The sequence below is a fragment of the Enterobacter sichuanensis genome (genome assembly GCF_002939185.1).
GTDB lineage: Bacteria > Pseudomonadota > Gammaproteobacteria > Enterobacterales > Enterobacteriaceae > Enterobacter > Enterobacter sichuanensis.
In genome coordinates this window covers 21418-35922 of the sequence record NZ_POVL01000009.1, presented here as the reverse complement: position 1 = coordinate 35922, position 14505 = coordinate 21418, and the positions used below count along the sequence as shown (strand labels likewise).

Below are 14505 nucleotides of genomic sequence, written 5' to 3'. Positions count from 1 at the left end.
TCTTACGTTACTACGGTTTCGACACGTCAGAAAAAGTCCTGAAGCGTGAATCCGCCGGATGTTTTAATCTTAGCGATGATTTCGACGACTCAAGAGAATAAATGACGTTTAAGCCATGAAACAAGCGAAATTCCTGCAAAGAGACGGGTTTTTACGGGCGTATTTAAAGTGATAATCATAAGATATCTGGTGCGGGAGACGCTCAAAAGCCAGCTGGCGATCCTCTTCATCCTGCTGCTGATTTTTTTCTGTCAGAAGCTGGTTAAGATCCTCGGTGCGGCTGTTGACGGCGAAATTCCAACGAATCTGGTGCTTTCCCTGCTTGGTTTAGGGATCCCGGAAATGGCGCAGCTTATCCTGCCGCTAAGTCTTTTCCTTGGTCTGCTCATGACCCTTGGGAAGCTCTACACCGAGAGTGAAATCACGGTGATGCATGCCTGTGGCCTGAGCAAAGCGGTACTGGTGAAAGCGGCCATGATACTGGCGCTGTTCACGGGAATTGTTGCGGCGGTGAATGTAATGTGGGCGGGCCCCTTGTCTTCCCGTCATCAGGACGAAGTGCTGGCCGAAGCGAAAGCCAACCCCGGCATGGCGGCGTTAGCCCAGGGGCAATTCCAGCAGGCGACCGACGGGAACTCCGTGCTCTTTATTGAGAGCGTTGACGGCAGCAAGTTTAACGACGTCTTCCTGGCGCAGCTGCGTACGAAAGGTAACGCGCGTCCGTCAGTGGTCATTGCCGACTCCGGGCAACTTGCTCAGCGCAAAGACGGTTCTCAGATCGTGACGCTGGACAAAGGTACCCGTTTCGAAGGGACCGCGATGCTGCGTGACTTCCGTATTACGGATTTCCAGAACTATCAGGCTATCATCGGCCATCAGACGGTGGCGCTCGATCCAACCGATACCGAGCAGATGGATATGCGTACCCTGTGGAATACCGATACCAACAGAGCGCGTGCGGAGTTCCACTGGCGTATTACTCTCGTATTTACCGTATTTATGATGGCGCTGATTGTTGTTCCGCTGAGCGTGGTGAACCCGCGTCAGGGACGCGTGCTCTCGATGCTGCCAGCGATGCTGCTTTACCTGATCTACTTCCTGCTGCAAACCTCGATTCGTTCCAACGGCGCGAAGGGTAAGCTGGACCCTATGGTCTGGACATGGTTCGTGAACAGCTTGTATATCTTACTGGCGCTGGGATTAAACCTGTGGGATACGGTGCCTGTGCGCCGCATACGTGCCCGATTCTCGCGTAAAGGAGCCATCTAATGCAGGCGTTTGGCGTTCTTGATCGCTATATCGGTAAAACCATTTTTACCACCATCATGATGACGTTGTTCATGCTGGTGTCGCTCTCCGGCATTATCAAATTTGTCGACCAGCTGAAAAAAGCCGGGCAGGGAAGTTATGACGCGCTCGGCGCGGGAATGTATACCTTGCTCAGCGTGCCGAAAGATGTGCAGATCTTCTTCCCGATGGCGGCGCTGCTGGGTGCGCTGCTGGGGCTGGGGATGCTGGCGCAGCGCAGTGAACTGGTGGTTATGCAGGCATCGGGTTTTACCCGTATGCAGGTTGCGTTGTCGGTAATGAAAACCGCGATCCCGCTGGTGCTGTTGACCATGGCGATCGGTGAGTGGGTTGCGCCGCAGGGTGAACAGATGGCGCGTAACTACCGCGCTCAGGCGATGTACGGTGGTTCTCTGCTTTCCACTCAGCAAGGGTTATGGGCGAAAGATGGCAACAGCTTCGTCTACATCGAACGCGTAAAAGGCGATGATGAGTTAGGCGGTGTGAGCATCTACGCCTTCAATGACCAGCGCCGCTTGCAGTCAGTTAAACACGCCTCTTCGGCGAAGTTTGACCCTGAACATAAGCAGTGGCGTTTGTCGCAGGTTGATGAGTCTGACCTGAGAGATCCGAAACAGATCACCGGTTCTCAGACGGTGTCTGGTACGTGGAAGACCAACCTCACGCCCGATAAGCTCGGGGTCGTGGCGCTGGATCCTGACGCGCTTTCCATCAGCGGTTTACACAACTATGTGAAATACCTGAAGTCGAGCGGCCAGGATGCGGGACGTTATCAGCTCAACATGTGGAGCAAAATCTTCCAGCCGATGTCCGTGGCGGTGATGATGCTGATGGCGCTGTCGTTTATCTTCGGCCCGCTGCGCAGTGTGCCGATGGGGGTGCGCGTTGTCACCGGTATCAGCTTCGGCTTTGTGTTCTACGTGCTCGATCAGATCTTCGGTCCATTGACGCTGGTGTATGGCATTCCGCCAATTATTGGCGCGCTGCTGCCAAGCGCCAGTTTCCTCCTGATCAGCCTCTGGCTGTTGCTTAAACGCTCCTGATTGACCTCTCCTCGCTTCCGGTTACCCGGGAGCGAGGCTAATCTCCTGTTTCACCCCGCACTTTTTCTCACAACCTTCAACGTCCCGCCGCGAATTTGAGTATTATTGAGCGATAAAGTCGTGAAGGGATCCTCTATGAAGCAAATTCGAATGCTTGCCCAGTATTACGTCGACCTGATGATGAAGCTTGGGCTGGTGCGTTTCTCCATGCTGCTTGCGCTGGCGCTGGTCGTTCTGGCCATCGTCGTGCAAATGGCCGTCACCATGGTTCTGCATGGTCAGGTCGAGAGTATCGACGTCATCCGCTCTATCTTCTTTGGCTTGCTGATTACTCCCTGGGCGGTCTATTTCCTGTCTGTGGTAGTTGAACAACTGGAAGAGTCCCGTCAGCGTTTGTCAAAACTGGTCGATAAACTGGAAGAGATGCGCGAGCGCGACCTGAAGCTTAACGTTCAGCTCAAAGACAACATTGCGCAGCTCAATCAGGAGATTTCGGATCGTGAGAAGGCGGAAGCCGAGCGTCAGGCCACGCTTGAGCAGCTGAAAATCGAAATGAAAGAGCGTGAGGTCACGCAGATCCAGCTTGAACAGCAATCCTCTTTCCTGCGTTCGTTTCTGGACGCGTCGCCGGATCTGGTGTTCTACCGCAATGAAGATAAAGAGTTTTCCGGCTGTAACCGCGCTATGGAGCTGCTCACCGGGAAAAGCGAGAAGCAGCTTATCCACCTGAAGCCGCAGGACGTTTACTCTGAAGAGGCGGCCGCCAAGGTTATGGAAACGGACGAAAAAGTGTTCCGTCACAATGTCTCGCTGACCTATGAACAGTGGCTGGATTATCCGGACGGACGCAAAGCCTGCTTTGAGATCCGTAAGGTCCCCTACTATGACCGCGTGGGGAAACGCCACGGCTTGATGGGCTTTGGCCGCGACATTACCGAGCGTAAGCGCTATCAGGATGCCCTGGAGCGTGCCAGCCGCGATAAGACCACCTTTATCTCTACCATTAGCCACGAATTGCGTACGCCGCTGAATGGTATCGTCGGGTTGAGCCGCTTTCTGCTGGATACCGACCTGACCGCGGAGCAGGAAAAATACCTCAAAACTATCCATGTCTCGGCGGTCACGCTGGGGAATATCTTCAACGATATTATTGATATGGATAAAATGGAGCGCCGAAAAGTTCAGCTTGATAATCAGCCGGTTGATTTCACCAGCTTCCTTGCGGATCTGGAAAACCTGTCCGGCCTGCAGGCGCAGCAGAAGGGACTGAGCTTTGTCATGGAGCCAACCCTGCCGCTGCCGCATAAAGTGGTGACTGACGGTACGCGTCTGCGTCAGATCCTGTGGAACCTGATCAGCAACGCGGTAAAGTTTACCCAGAAGGGGCAGGTGGCCGTGCGTGTCCGCTATGACGACGGTGACATGCTGCACTTTGAGGTTGAGGATTCCGGGATTGGTATTCCGCAGGAGGAGCAGGACAAAATCTTTGCCATGTACTACCAGGTGAAAGACAGCAACGGCGGGAAACCGGCTACCGGTACGGGCATTGGCCTGGCGGTGTCGAAACGGCTGGCGAAGAGCATGGGCGGGGATATCACCGTTGCCAGTCAGCCGGGCAAAGGCTCGACGTTCACCCTGACGGTGCATGCTCCGGCGGTGGCGGAAGAGGTTGAGGATACCTTTGAAGACGACGATATGCCGCTGCCTGCGCTGCATGTCCTGCTGGTGGAAGACATCGAGCTGAACGTGATTGTGGCGCGCTCGGTGCTGGAAAAACTGGGCAACAGCGTGGATGTCGCGATGACGGGCAAAGCCGCGCTGGAGATGTTTAAACCGGGTGAATACGACCTCGTTCTGCTGGATATTCAACTGCCGGATATGACCGGGCTTGATATCTCCCGTGAGCTGACGCGTCAGTACGCGGCCGATGAGCTGCCGCCGCTGGTTGCGCTGACGGCGAACGTACTGAAAGATAAAAAAGAGTATCTCGATGCCGGTATGGACGATGTGCTCAGCAAGCCGCTGGCGGTGCCTGCTTTGACCGCTATGATCAAGAAGTTCTGGGATACCCATGATGAAGAGGAGAGCACCATGACGTCTGTTGATAGCGCAAAAGCCCAAACGATACTCGATACCGCGATGCTGGAGCAGTATATCGATCTGGTTGGCCCGAAACTGATTACCGACGGTCTGGCGGTGTTCGAAAAAATGATGCCAGGCTATCTGAGTGTGCTGGAGTCCAACCTGACCGCGCGCGACCAGAAGGGCATCGTGGAAGAAGGACATAAAATCAAAGGTGCGGCCGGCTCGGTCGGCCTGCGCCACCTGCAGCAGCTGGGTCAACAGATTCAGTCGCCTGATTTACCTGCATGGGAAGATAACGTGGGTGATTGGGTTGAAGAGATGAAACAAGAGTGGCAAAACGATGTTGCGGTGCTTAAAGCCTGGGTCGATACCAGAAAAAAAATGACCCCGGCTTAACCGGGGTGCGCGAATACTGCGCCAACACCAGGGAAATTGTGGCTGCGCCTGTTTTTTCAAGTATTTTTCGAATCGGCGCCGCCTGAAAAATTTAGGCCGCACGCAGATAAGATAGCAAATCTTAAATGGTTTGTTACATGAATCAGTGAAATGTGTGAAGCATAGCGTTTTAATCAAAATTATTAATGTGCTTCAGCAAGTTGCAGAAAAGGATCCTCATGATGAAAAAGATTGGTGTCGTGCTGAGTGGATGCGGTGTTTACGATGGCTCTGAAATACATGAAGCCGTCATTACGCTGCTGGCCCTGGCAAAACAGGGTGCAGAGGTGATTTGTTTTGCGCCGGACAAAAATCAGGCGGATGTGATTAACCATCTCACGGGTGAGCCAATGGCGGAAACCCGTAACGTACTGGTTGAGGCCGCGCGTATTGCCCGCGGAAATATTCACCCTCTTATTCAGGCAGACGCCACAGAGCTTGATGCGCTAATTGTGCCCGGTGGGTTTGGCGCGGCCAAAAATCTCAGTACGTTTGCCACCCAGGGGGCGGAGTGTCAGATCGATCCGCATCTAAAAACGCTGTCGCAGGCTATGCACGCGGCGGGAAAACCGCTGGGCTTTATCTGCATCGCCCCCGCCATGCTGCCTAACATTTTTGATTTCCCGCTGCGCCTGACCATCGGGACGGATATTGATACCGCGGAAGTCATTGAAGATATGGGCGGCGAGCACGTGCCTTGTCCGGTGGATGACATTGTGGTGGACGAAGACAATAAGATCGTCACCACGCCTGCGTATATGCTGGCGCAGAATATTGCAGAAGCGGCCACGGGTATTGAGAAGCTGGTGGCCAGAGTGCTGGTGCTGGCTGAATGAGTCGTCCATCCGGTGCTGGCGCATGGGTGAAGCGCACCCTGTTGCGCATCGTTCTTGTGCTGGCGGTCTTCTGGGGCGGGGGACTCGCCCTGTTCAGCATTCTGCCCGTGCCATTTTCTGCCGTGATGGTTGAACGTCAGCTCGGCGCATGGTTTACCGGTGATTTCAGCTATGTCGCGCATTCTGATTGGGTGAGCATGGACGACATCTCGCCCTTTATGGGGCTGGCCGTGATTGCGGCGGAGGATCAGAAATTCCCGGAACACTGGGGGTTCGACGTCGCGGCCATAGAGAAGGCGCTGGCCCATAATGAACGCCACGAAAACCGCGTGCGCGGCGCATCAACTCTGTCACAGCAGACGGCAAAGAATCTGTTTTTATGGGACGGCCGCAGCTGGGTACGAAAAGGGCTGGAAGCGGGGCTGACGCTGGGCATGGAAACGGTCTGGAGTAAAAAGCGCATTCTGACCGTCTACCTGAATATCGCTGAGTTTGGCGATGGGGTATTTGGCGTGGAAGCGGCTGCACAACGCTATTTTAATAAACCGGCCAGCCGGTTGAGTATGTCTGAAGCGGCGTTATTGGCCGCGGTGTTACCTAACCCTATCCGCTTTAAAGCCAGTGCCCCGTCAGGGTACGTGCGAAGCCGTCAGGCGTGGATTCTGCGTCAGATGCGTCAGCTGGGTGGGGAAGGGTTTATGCAGCGTAATCAGCTGATGTAAGGCGGGTAAGCGCAGCGCCACCCGCCAGAAAATGAGGCGTTAGTCTTCGTCAAAACCAGCGTTAAACAGCGCAACCACCGCCGCCAGCGCTTCCTCTTCCTGAGGGCCGGTAGCTTCAACTTCAATCTGGCGGCCTTTGGCGGAGTCCAGCATCAGCAGCGCAATCACGCTGTTTGCTTCCGCTTCGGTACCTTCATCATTTCGCAGCAGAACTTCCGCATCGAAACCCTGCATCAGTTCAAACAGCTTCATCGCCGGGCGCGCGTGCATGCCCAGCTTATTGGTGATCTCAACGGTTTGTTTTACGGTCATGTTTTACGTTTTTCCAGCGTGCGATGACGGGACTGAACGTTCTTCCCGCGCGAGCGGAAATAGTCGGCCAGCTGTTCGGCGATGTAGACCGAACGATGTTTACCGCCGGTACAGCCAATCGCCACCGTCAGGTAGCTGCGATTGTTTGTCTCCAGCATAGGTAACCATAGCTCAAGGTAGCTTCGCGTCTGGTAGATAAAATTGTGAACTTCTGTGTGCCTGTCGAGGAAGGCCGCGACGGGTTTATCCAGACCGGTCATGGGACGCAGTTTCGGATCCCAGTGCGGGTTCGGCAGGAAGCGCACGTCGAAAACATAATCCGCATCAATTGGAATCCCGTGCTTAAAGCCAAAGGATTCGAACACCATCGTCAGTTCGCGCTCGCGCTTACCCAGCAACCGGGTACGCAGCATTTCCGCCAGCTCGTGAACGGACATCTCAGAGGTGTCGACAATCAGGTCAGCGCGTGAACGCAGCGGCTCCAGCAGGTCGCTCTCTTCGTCGATAGCGCTCTCCAGAGAGAGGTTCTTGCTGGAAAGCGGGTGCAGACGACGGGTATCGCTGTAGCGACGGATCAGGGTATTGCGGTCTGCATCAAGGAACAGCAGCTGAGGCGAAAACGCATCAGGCAGGTTACTCATTGCTTGTTCAAAAATTTCAGGCGATTCAGGCATGTTACGAACGTCGATACTGACGGCGGCAGAGGTTTGTCTTTCCGCAAGCGTGCGAGCCAGATCGGGCAGCAACACGACTGGCAGATTATCTACGCAGTAAAAACCCATGTCTTCCAGCGCGCGCAGAGCAACGGACTTCCCCGACCCTGAACGACCACTGACAATCATCAGCACCATGTTCCGTTTCTCCTCAGGACAACAGATGTGAAGGCCATCTCCTGGTTATGCATCATCCTGATTGCCTTCTGCTTCAGTGATAATCTGATAGAGCTCTTCATCACTTTGGGCCGAGCGCAGTCGGCGGCAAATGGTTTTATCGGCCAGACGTTTGGCGACCAGCGACAGCGTATGCAGATGGGTTTTCGTCTGGTCGGCAGGCACCAGCAGCGCGAAGAGAAGATCGACGGGCTGGTTATCAATGGCATCGAAGGCGATGGGTGTTTCAAGCTGCACAAACACACCCACGGCACGCAGGGTATCCTCTTCCAGTTTGCCGTGCGGGATGGCGATGCCGTTGCCGATACCGGTACTGCCCATTTTTTCACGGGTCAGGATCGCTTCGAACACCACCTGTGGCGGCAGGCCCAGCTGTTTTGCGGCCAGCTCACTGATGATCTCCAGCGCACGTTTTTTGCTCTGGCAGTGAACAGCACTGCGGGTACATTCCTGGTTAAGGACATTGCTCAGTTGAAGAGCGGAATCGTTGTTCATCATAATTTCACCTAAGCGCTAACTGTACAAATGGCCTGTTGTGTTTCACAACAGGCCGTCCTGCACCCGTTAACTGCCCGGACAATTAGTGTTGTTTCAGTTTATCTTTATGTTTATTGAGCTGTCGCGCAAGCTTATCAATCAAGCCGTCGATAGCCGCGTACATGTCTTGCCCTTCCGCACTGGCATGAAGTTCCCCCCCGTTAACATGCAGGGTGGCATCCGAGATATGAGTCACTTTCTCCACTTTCAACACAATATAGACCTGGTTGATCCTTTCGAAATACTGCTCGAGTTTTGCAAACTTCGTATTCACAAAGTCGCGTAAAGCCTCAGTAATTTCGACGTTTTGTCCAGTGATGTTGAGCTGCATAGTGTCTTCCTTATCGGTTGTGTCAGACCAGCTGTTTACGCTGGTTGGACGGCGGAATGGATAAAGACTCTCGATACTTCGCGACAGTACGACGTGCCACCATAATACCCTGTTCGGACAGCATGGTGGTTAACTTACTGTCACTCAGTGGCTTCGCGGGGTTCTCCGCGGCGATCAACTTCTTCACCAGGGCACGAATCGCGGTTGACGACGCTTCGCCGCCACCCTCGGTATTAACGTGGCTGGAGAAGAAATACTTAAGCTCAAAAATACCGCGTGGACTGTGCAGATACTTCTGCGTGGTGACACGGGAAATGGTTGATTCATGCATCTCGACGGCCTGAGCGATATCCGCCAGCACCATCGGTTTCATATACTCTTCGCCCTGCTCAAAGAACGCCTGCTGCTGTTCGACAATACAGCGGCTGACGCGAAGCAGCGTATCATTACGGCTCTCCAGACTTTTGATCAACCATCGCGCTTCCTGCAAATTGCTACGAATATATTGATTGTCGGAGTCGTTACGCACGCTGGTGCACATGGAGGCATACTGCTGGTTGATTTGCAGGCGAGGAATGCTGTCAGAATTCAGTTCAACGACCCAGCGGCCATTGTGTTTTCGGACCAGCACATCCGGGATCACGTATTCGGGTTCGCTGGTCTGGATCGACTGACCGGGGCGCGGATCGAGCGACTGGATGAGATTCACCGCTTCTTTCAGCACATCTTCTTTCAGCCGCGTGACGCGCATCAGGGTGCGGAAATCGTGGTTAGCCAACAGATCCAGATGATCGCTGATGATTAAGCGCGCCTCATCGAGCCACGGCGTCTCTTTGCTGAACTGAGAAAGCTGGATCAGCAGGCAGTCGCGCAGATCTCTTGCGGCCACGCCTACCGGATCGAAACGCTGAATGCGCTTCAGAACGGCTTCAACCTCCTCAAGCTCAATCTCTTCGTCGCCCATGCTTTCGAGGATGTCGTCCAGCGTGACGGTTAAATAGCCGGTGTCATCAACGGCATCGACAATGGATGTGGCAATCGCACGATCGGTGTCGGAGAAGGGGGTCAGTTCCACCTGCCACATCAGGTAATCCTGAAGCGACTGGGTGGTTTCTCCCTGATAGACCGGTAGCTCATCGTCCTGGTAGTCCGCACGCGTTCCGGATGGGGTTCCGGCGGTGTAGATCTCATCCCAGCTGGCATCCAGCGGAAGCTCGTCCGGCATCTCTTTTTGTTCGAGTGCATCCGCGGTGTCGAGCGCTTCTGTATCCTGCGATTGCTGGGTATCTACCTCGTCATGAAGATCGGTTTGTTCCAGCAGGGGGTTACTGTCCAGCGCCTGCTGGAGTTCCTGCTGAAGTTCTAACGTGGACAGTTGCAACAGGCGAATTGCCTGCTGTAGCTGCGGCGTCATTGCCAGTTGTTGGCTGAGCCTTAATTGCAAACCTTGCTTCATGTTCAGAGCATTTTTCTCCGGTTCGGCGTTACGTTACCTCTACCCTATCAGAGTCTGAAGTCTTCCCCAAGATAGACGCGCTTAACATGATCATCTTCGAGGATTTGTTGCGGCGTACCGTGGGCGATCAGGTTACCCTGGCTCACAATATACGCACGTTCACACACGGCCAGCGTTTCACGCACGTTGTGGTCGGTGATCAACACGCCAAGCCCGCTGTCGCGCAGGTGCTCAATGATACGTTTAATGTCGATAACGGAGATCGGATCAACACCCGCAAACGGTTCATCCAGAAGGATAAATTTCGGGTTTGCGGCCAGTGCACGCGCAATCTCAACGCGTCGGCGTTCCCCACCGGACAGTGCCTGACCGAGGCTGTCGCGCAGATGCTCAATGTGGAACTCTTCCATCAGCTCGTTGGCACGATCCTGACGCTGTTCGCTGGTCAGATCGTTACGAATTTGCAGAACCGCCATCAGGTTATCGTAAACGCTAAGGCGACGGAAAATGGAGGCTTCCTGTGGCAAATAGCCGATCCCGCGGCGTGCGCGTGCATGCAGCGGCAGAAGGCTGATGTCTTCATCATCAATGACAATGTTGCCAGCATCGCGCGGCACAATGCCAACGACCATGTAGAAGGTTGTCGTTTTACCCGCACCGTTAGGGCCAAGCAGACCCACAATTTCGCCGGAGTTAACGGTCAGACTGACATCCTCTACGACACGGCGGCCCTTATAGGCCTTCGCGAGATTTTTTGCAGTTAATGTTGCCATAACGAATTAGTTACTCTTCTTCTGTGCCGGGGCCTGGCCTTTGCCTTTGTCCTGCAGCTGTGACGGTACCAGTACGGTGGTGACGCGTTTGCCTTTCTCGCTGGAGGCCTGCATTTTTTGCTCTTTAACCAGATAGGTAATCTTGTCGCCGGTAATGTTGCTGTCCAGCTGTTCCAGGTACGCATTTCCGGTCAGGATCACCAGATCCTTCGCCAGCTCATAGTGCATATGCGTGGCATGGCCTTTCACCGGTTTGCCGTTGTCCTGCATTTGGTAGAAGGTCGCCGGATTACCGTAGCCATCGATAATCTCTTTGCCCTGCTCGCCACCCGGACGGGTAACAACCACCTTGTCGGCGTTGATTTTGATGGTGCCCTGAGTCATGACGACGTTACCCGTGAAGGTGACGACATTACCCTGCATATCAAGAGACTGGGTGTCGGACTCGATATGAATCGGCTGCTCGGTATCGCCCGTTACAGCAAGCGCGGGGAGACTGGTCGCCAGCATCGCGCTGGCGATAATTACTTTAAGGCTGAGTTTGTTTGTTTTGAATTTCATAGGAGGTTCTAACCTTTTCAATCAGCTCGGCGTTTTTGCTGCGTAAGTTCCCGCGCATTCTCAAACCGCTGGAATTAAATGTTGTGCCATACAGAGTAACCAGATCCTGCGACGTCACATCCTGGGTCACCAGGTTGATCTGGGCATTATCCGTCGTAATTTTTCGCAGTTGCGAGTCAGCGGTCAGGGCGTTGACTTCAACGTGGCCATACAGATAAAGCATACGGTCATTTGTCAGTTTTGCCCGGTCTGACTTGATTGACCACGTCGGTACTTTGTCCTTATCAAACGTGGTCATAACAGGTTGGGTAAACCACGAAATACCGTCATCTGAAAAATATTCAACATGCTGGGCAATCAGGCGATAGTTCAGCGCGCCTTGCGGGCTGTAGACCACAGTGTCGCTGTGATCGCTTTTATAGGTTGGATCGTTATTGTTGATCACTTCCGTTTGCGTATCGTCGCGATCGGCAAGGTTCACGCCAATCAATACCAGGGCGATAAGCGAAAGCAAAATGATAACCCAACGTCTGGTTTTACTCATATCGATTGCCCTTTGGCCTCATCAAGCTTGCCCTGCGCCAGCAGGAGCAGATCGCAGACTTCACGGACGGCACCTCGGCCCCCGTTGATGTGGGTAACGTAGTCCGCACGCGGGATCAGCAGCGGATGCGCATCGGCAACGGCGATACTCAGCCCAACTTCAGCCATTACTGGCCAGTCAATCAGATCGTCCCCGACGTAGGCCACCTTTTCCGGTGCGATAGCCAGTTTACCCAGTAAATCGTTGAACGCCGCCATCTTATCGGATTGACCCTGATACAAATGGGTAATGCCTAAGGTTTCACAGCGGTCTTCTACCAGTTTAGCTTTCCGTCCGGTGATGATAGCCACCTCGATACCTGAGGTCAGCGCACAGCGGATACCGTAGCCGTCGCGAACGTTAAACGCTTTTAGCTCTTCACCGTTATTACCCATATAAATCAGGCCATCGGAGAGTACGCCATCCACATCCAGAATGAGCAGGCGAATGTTTTCCGCCTTTGCCATCATCTGGGTACTGACCGGACCATAACAGGTTGCAAGGGATGCACCCGCATTACTCATTGTCTTATCCTTCATTACACTACGCCTGCGCGCAGCAGATCATGCATATGTACCACACCCAGCAACTGGTCGCCATCGGCAACCATGACGGAGGTGATATGACGGGACTGCATCAGGTTCAGCACATCCACTGCCAGCGTACCCGGACGCACACGAATGCCGCCGGGTGTCATCACATCGGCAATGCCCAGCGTACGGACATCCACACCCATGTCGAACACGCGACGCAGGTCGCCATCGGTGAAGATCCCCTGAATTTTCATCAGATCGTCGCACACGACCGTCATACCCAGATTCTTACGGGTGATTTCCAGCAGCGCATCACGCAGGGAGGCGTCTTTACTGACGTGGGGGATTTCATCCCCGGTGTGCATAATATCGTTAACCCGCAGCAGCAGCTTACGCCCCAGCGCGCCGCCCGGGTGGGAAAGGGCGAAATCTTCCGGCGTAAAACCACGGGCTTCCAGCAGCGCCACGGCGAGCGCATCACCCATCACCAGCGCCGCGGTGGTGCTGGAGGTCGGCGCCAGGCCGAGCGGGCAGGCCTCTTTCGGCACCTTTACGCACAGGTGAATATCGGCTGCGCGCGCCATGCTACTTTCCGGACGGCTGGTCATGCAAATGAGCGGCACCTGCAGACGCTTCAGTACCGGGATCAGCGCCAGAATTTCATTGGACTCACCGGAGTTGGACAGCGCGATGACGATATCCTGCGGCGTGACCATACCCAGATCGCCGTGGGCGGCTTCCCCCGGGTGGACAAAGAATGAAGAGGTTCCGGTACTGGCAAACGTTGCCGCCATTTTGCGTCCAATGTGGCCGGACTTGCCCATCCCCATCACCACGACTTTGCCGGCACAGTAGAATATCTTCTCACATGCCAGACTAAAATCCTGATTAATGTACTGATCCAACTGCGCCAGACCTTCACGTTCAATCTCCAGAACGTCTTTGCCTGCTTTCTGAAAGTCAAAACCCGGCTGCAATTCTATTTGCGACATAATGCGTTTCCGTTTACCCAGAGAGAAGAGGCGAGAGCCAGTACAGCATCGCCATCCATACGATAAATCCACCCGTCAACAGCGCGCCTGCGCCTTTGCCAATCTGTCGTTGCCGCCGCCAGCAGAGCAGGGCAAATATCACGCTGACCAGCAGCATCACACCGTAATCGCGTGAAAACGCCAGGGGATTAAAGGGCCCCGGCGTAATCAGGGCCGGCAGGCCCATTACTATCGCGATATTAAAAATATTGGAGCCGATGATATTACCAATGGCAATGTCATCCTCCCCTTTTCGCGCCCCGGCGATGGCCGTAGCCAGCTCCGGCAGACTGGTACCGATGGCAATAACCGTCAGGCCAATGGTCAGTTCACTGATGGCGAAATAGTTCGCCACGACCGTCGCGTTATCTACGACCATGCGCGTGGCCATCGGCATGATGATCAGCGCCACGCCAAGCCAGAGCAGGGCAACGGGGAGCGTGCCTTCCCGCGGGAGTTCGGCGACCTGCTCACGCGTGAGGCTATCGTGCCCCTGCTTCTCAGCCAGACGGGCGATCTTAACACTATACAGCAACCAAATGACGGCCAGCGCCAGCAAGAAAATGCCGTCACTGACGCTCAGTATGCCATCATAAAATACGCATCCTGCCAGCAGACTTACGATTAACATTAGCGGCAATTCACGACGCAGAACATCAGAATGCACGCGAAATGGATGGAGCAGTGCCGCCAGCCCTAAAATCAACAATATATTGACGATATTAGAGCCAATCGCGGTGCCGACGGCCAGGTCTAACTGGCCATGCAGCGATGCCGAGACAGAGACGATGATTTCAGGAAGTGATGTTCCAACGCTGACAACGGTCATCCCGATGACGAGAGGTGGCACGCCCGTCAGGCGACACAGGATAGATGCAGCAAACACTAAACGGTCAGCACTGTAGACCACCAAAAGTAAACCAATTATTAACAGTGCTGTTGCTAAAAGCATCAAAAGTCCTTTCTTCAGGTATACTCGTCGGTCCATCGCGCGGGAATGGCTGGACTGCATACAGTCTGAGGCGTAACGAATTCCTAATTTTGACTTTATGCGCCGGAAAAGTAAAAC

The 14505-nt window shown here is 54.2% G+C and carries 16 protein-coding genes; 5 read left to right on the top strand and 11 right to left on the bottom strand.

Features of this window, described 5'->3' with window-relative positions; genetic code table 11:
* Positions 1–168: 168 nt before the first annotated feature.
* The 5 genes from lptF (at position 169) to mtgA (ending at position 6429) form a co-directional block, all read left to right on the top strand.
* Positions 169–1269 carry an LPS export ABC transporter permease LptF gene (gene lptF, locus C5687_RS06285; protein WP_045284739.1) on the top strand — a complete coding sequence of 367 codons (1101 nt, stop codon included), beginning with the start codon at positions 169–171 and terminating at the stop codon, positions 1267–1269.
* Complete coding sequence (lptG, locus tag C5687_RS06280) at positions 1269–2351, top strand: LPS export ABC transporter permease LptG (RefSeq protein ID WP_025756686.1); 1083 nt, start codon at positions 1269–1271, stop codon at positions 2349–2351. Before lptF ends, lptG begins: the two co-directional genes overlap by 1 nt.
* A 135-nt stretch (positions 2352–2486) precedes the next feature.
* Entirely contained in the window at positions 2487–4832 is a 2346-nt protein-coding gene (gene arcB, locus C5687_RS06275) for an aerobic respiration two-component sensor histidine kinase ArcB (RefSeq protein ID WP_104556607.1), read from the top strand.
* A 221-nt stretch (positions 4833–5053) separates the two neighbouring features.
* Positions 5054–5707 (top strand): isoprenoid biosynthesis glyoxalase ElbB, encoded by a 654-nt coding sequence (elbB, locus tag C5687_RS06270; RefSeq protein ID WP_025756688.1) that lies wholly within the window; start codon positions 5054–5056, stop codon positions 5705–5707.
* Positions 5704–6429: a monofunctional biosynthetic peptidoglycan transglycosylase gene (gene mtgA / locus C5687_RS06265; protein WP_095441913.1), complete on the top strand. Its 726-nt coding sequence runs from the start codon at positions 5704–5706 to the stop codon at positions 6427–6429. The genes elbB and mtgA overlap by 4 nt, the downstream gene beginning before the upstream one ends.
* Before the next feature lie 39 nt (positions 6430–6468).
* On the opposite strand, the gene npr is transcribed toward mtgA, so the two are convergent.
* The 11 genes from npr to C5687_RS06210 form a co-directional block, all read right to left on the bottom strand.
* A complete protein-coding gene (gene npr, locus C5687_RS06260; RefSeq protein ID WP_025756690.1) occupies positions 6469–6741 on the bottom strand; it encodes a PTS phosphocarrier protein NPr in 273 nt (90 codons plus the stop codon).
* Positions 6738–7592 carry an RNase adapter RapZ gene (gene rapZ / locus C5687_RS06255; RefSeq protein WP_014885397.1) on the bottom strand — a complete coding sequence of 285 codons (855 nt, stop codon included), beginning with the start codon at positions 7590–7592 and terminating at the stop codon, positions 6738–6740. The genes npr and rapZ overlap by 4 nt, the downstream gene beginning before the upstream one ends.
* 45 nt (positions 7593–7637) lie before the next feature.
* Positions 7638–8129: a PTS IIA-like nitrogen regulatory protein PtsN gene (ptsN, locus tag C5687_RS06250; RefSeq protein ID WP_008501443.1), complete on the bottom strand. Its 492-nt coding sequence runs from the start codon at positions 8127–8129 to the stop codon at positions 7638–7640.
* Between the two features lie 82 nt (positions 8130–8211).
* The gene (gene hpf, locus C5687_RS06245) at positions 8212–8499 is read right to left on the bottom strand and encodes a ribosome hibernation promoting factor (RefSeq protein WP_013098943.1); all 288 of its coding nucleotides are present in this window, start codon (positions 8497–8499) and stop codon (positions 8212–8214) included.
* A 22-nt stretch (positions 8500–8521) separates the two neighbouring features.
* Positions 8522–9955: an RNA polymerase factor sigma-54 gene (gene rpoN, locus C5687_RS06240; RefSeq protein WP_025756691.1), complete on the bottom strand. Its 1434-nt coding sequence runs from the start codon at positions 9953–9955 to the stop codon at positions 8522–8524.
* Between the two features lie 47 nt (positions 9956–10002).
* Complete coding sequence (gene lptB / locus C5687_RS06235; protein WP_025756692.1) at positions 10003–10728, bottom strand: LPS export ABC transporter ATP-binding protein; 726 nt, start codon at positions 10726–10728, stop codon at positions 10003–10005.
* Positions 10729–10734: 6 nt separating this feature from the next.
* Positions 10735–11289 carry a lipopolysaccharide ABC transporter substrate-binding protein LptA gene (lptA, locus tag C5687_RS06230; protein WP_025756693.1) on the bottom strand — a complete coding sequence of 185 codons (555 nt, stop codon included), beginning with the start codon at positions 11287–11289 and terminating at the stop codon, positions 10735–10737.
* Positions 11258–11833 carry an LPS export ABC transporter periplasmic protein LptC gene (lptC, locus tag C5687_RS06225; RefSeq protein WP_047959546.1) on the bottom strand — a complete coding sequence of 192 codons (576 nt, stop codon included), beginning with the start codon at positions 11831–11833 and terminating at the stop codon, positions 11258–11260. Before lptC ends, lptA begins: the two co-directional genes overlap by 32 nt.
* Positions 11830–12396, bottom strand: coding sequence for a 3-deoxy-manno-octulosonate-8-phosphatase KdsC (gene kdsC, locus C5687_RS06220; protein WP_059385405.1), 567 nt, complete (start codon positions 12394–12396; stop codon positions 11830–11832). Before kdsC ends, lptC begins: the two co-directional genes overlap by 4 nt.
* A gap of 14 nt (positions 12397–12410) precedes the next feature.
* Positions 12411–13397, bottom strand: a complete 987-nt coding sequence (kdsD, locus tag C5687_RS06215) for an arabinose-5-phosphate isomerase KdsD (RefSeq protein WP_059385406.1) — start codon at positions 13395–13397, stop codon at positions 12411–12413.
* Positions 13398–13410: 13 nt separating this feature from the next.
* Complete coding sequence (locus tag C5687_RS06210; protein WP_045284743.1) at positions 13411–14388, bottom strand: calcium/sodium antiporter; 978 nt, start codon at positions 14386–14388, stop codon at positions 13411–13413.
* Positions 14389–14505: the final 117 nt, after the last annotated feature.

Coding starts and splice junctions, on each gene's coding strand:
- lptG (WP_025756686.1), top strand. CDS start 1,269: ATGCAGGCGTTTGGCGTTCTTGATCGCTATATCGGTAAAACCATTTTT.
- arcB (WP_104556607.1), top strand. CDS start 2,487: ATGAAGCAAATTCGAATGCTTGCCCAGTATTACGTCGACCTGATGATG.
- elbB (WP_025756688.1), top strand. CDS start 5,054: ATGAAAAAGATTGGTGTCGTGCTGAGTGGATGCGGTGTTTACGATGGC.
- mtgA (WP_095441913.1), top strand. CDS start 5,704: ATGAGTCGTCCATCCGGTGCTGGCGCATGGGTGAAGCGCACCCTGTTG.
- npr (WP_025756690.1), bottom strand. CDS start 6,741: ATGACCGTAAAACAAACCGTTGAGATCACCAATAAGCTGGGCATGCAC.
- rapZ (WP_014885397.1), bottom strand. CDS start 7,592: ATGGTGCTGATGATTGTCAGTGGTCGTTCAGGGTCGGGGAAGTCCGTT.
- ptsN (WP_008501443.1), bottom strand. CDS start 8,129: ATGATGAACAACGATTCCGCTCTTCAACTGAGCAATGTCCTTAACCAG.
- hpf (WP_013098943.1), bottom strand. CDS start 8,499: ATGCAGCTCAACATCACTGGACAAAACGTCGAAATTACTGAGGCTTTA.
- rpoN (WP_025756691.1), bottom strand. CDS start 9,955: ATGAAGCAAGGTTTGCAATTAAGGCTCAGCCAACAACTGGCAATGACG.
- lptB (WP_025756692.1), bottom strand. CDS start 10,728: ATGGCAACATTAACTGCAAAAAATCTCGCGAAGGCCTATAAGGGCCGC.
- lptA (WP_025756693.1), bottom strand. CDS start 11,289: ATGAAATTCAAAACAAACAAACTCAGCCTTAAAGTAATTATCGCCAGC.
- lptC (WP_047959546.1), bottom strand. CDS start 11,833: ATGAGTAAAACCAGACGTTGGGTTATCATTTTGCTTTCGCTTATCGCC.
- kdsC (WP_059385405.1), bottom strand. CDS start 12,396: ATGAGTAATGCGGGTGCATCCCTTGCAACCTGTTATGGTCCGGTCAGT.
- kdsD (WP_059385406.1), bottom strand. CDS start 13,397: ATGTCGCAAATAGAATTGCAGCCGGGTTTTGACTTTCAGAAAGCAGGC.
- C5687_RS06210 (WP_045284743.1), bottom strand. CDS start 14,388: ATGCTTTTAGCAACAGCACTGTTAATAATTGGTTTACTTTTGGTGGTC.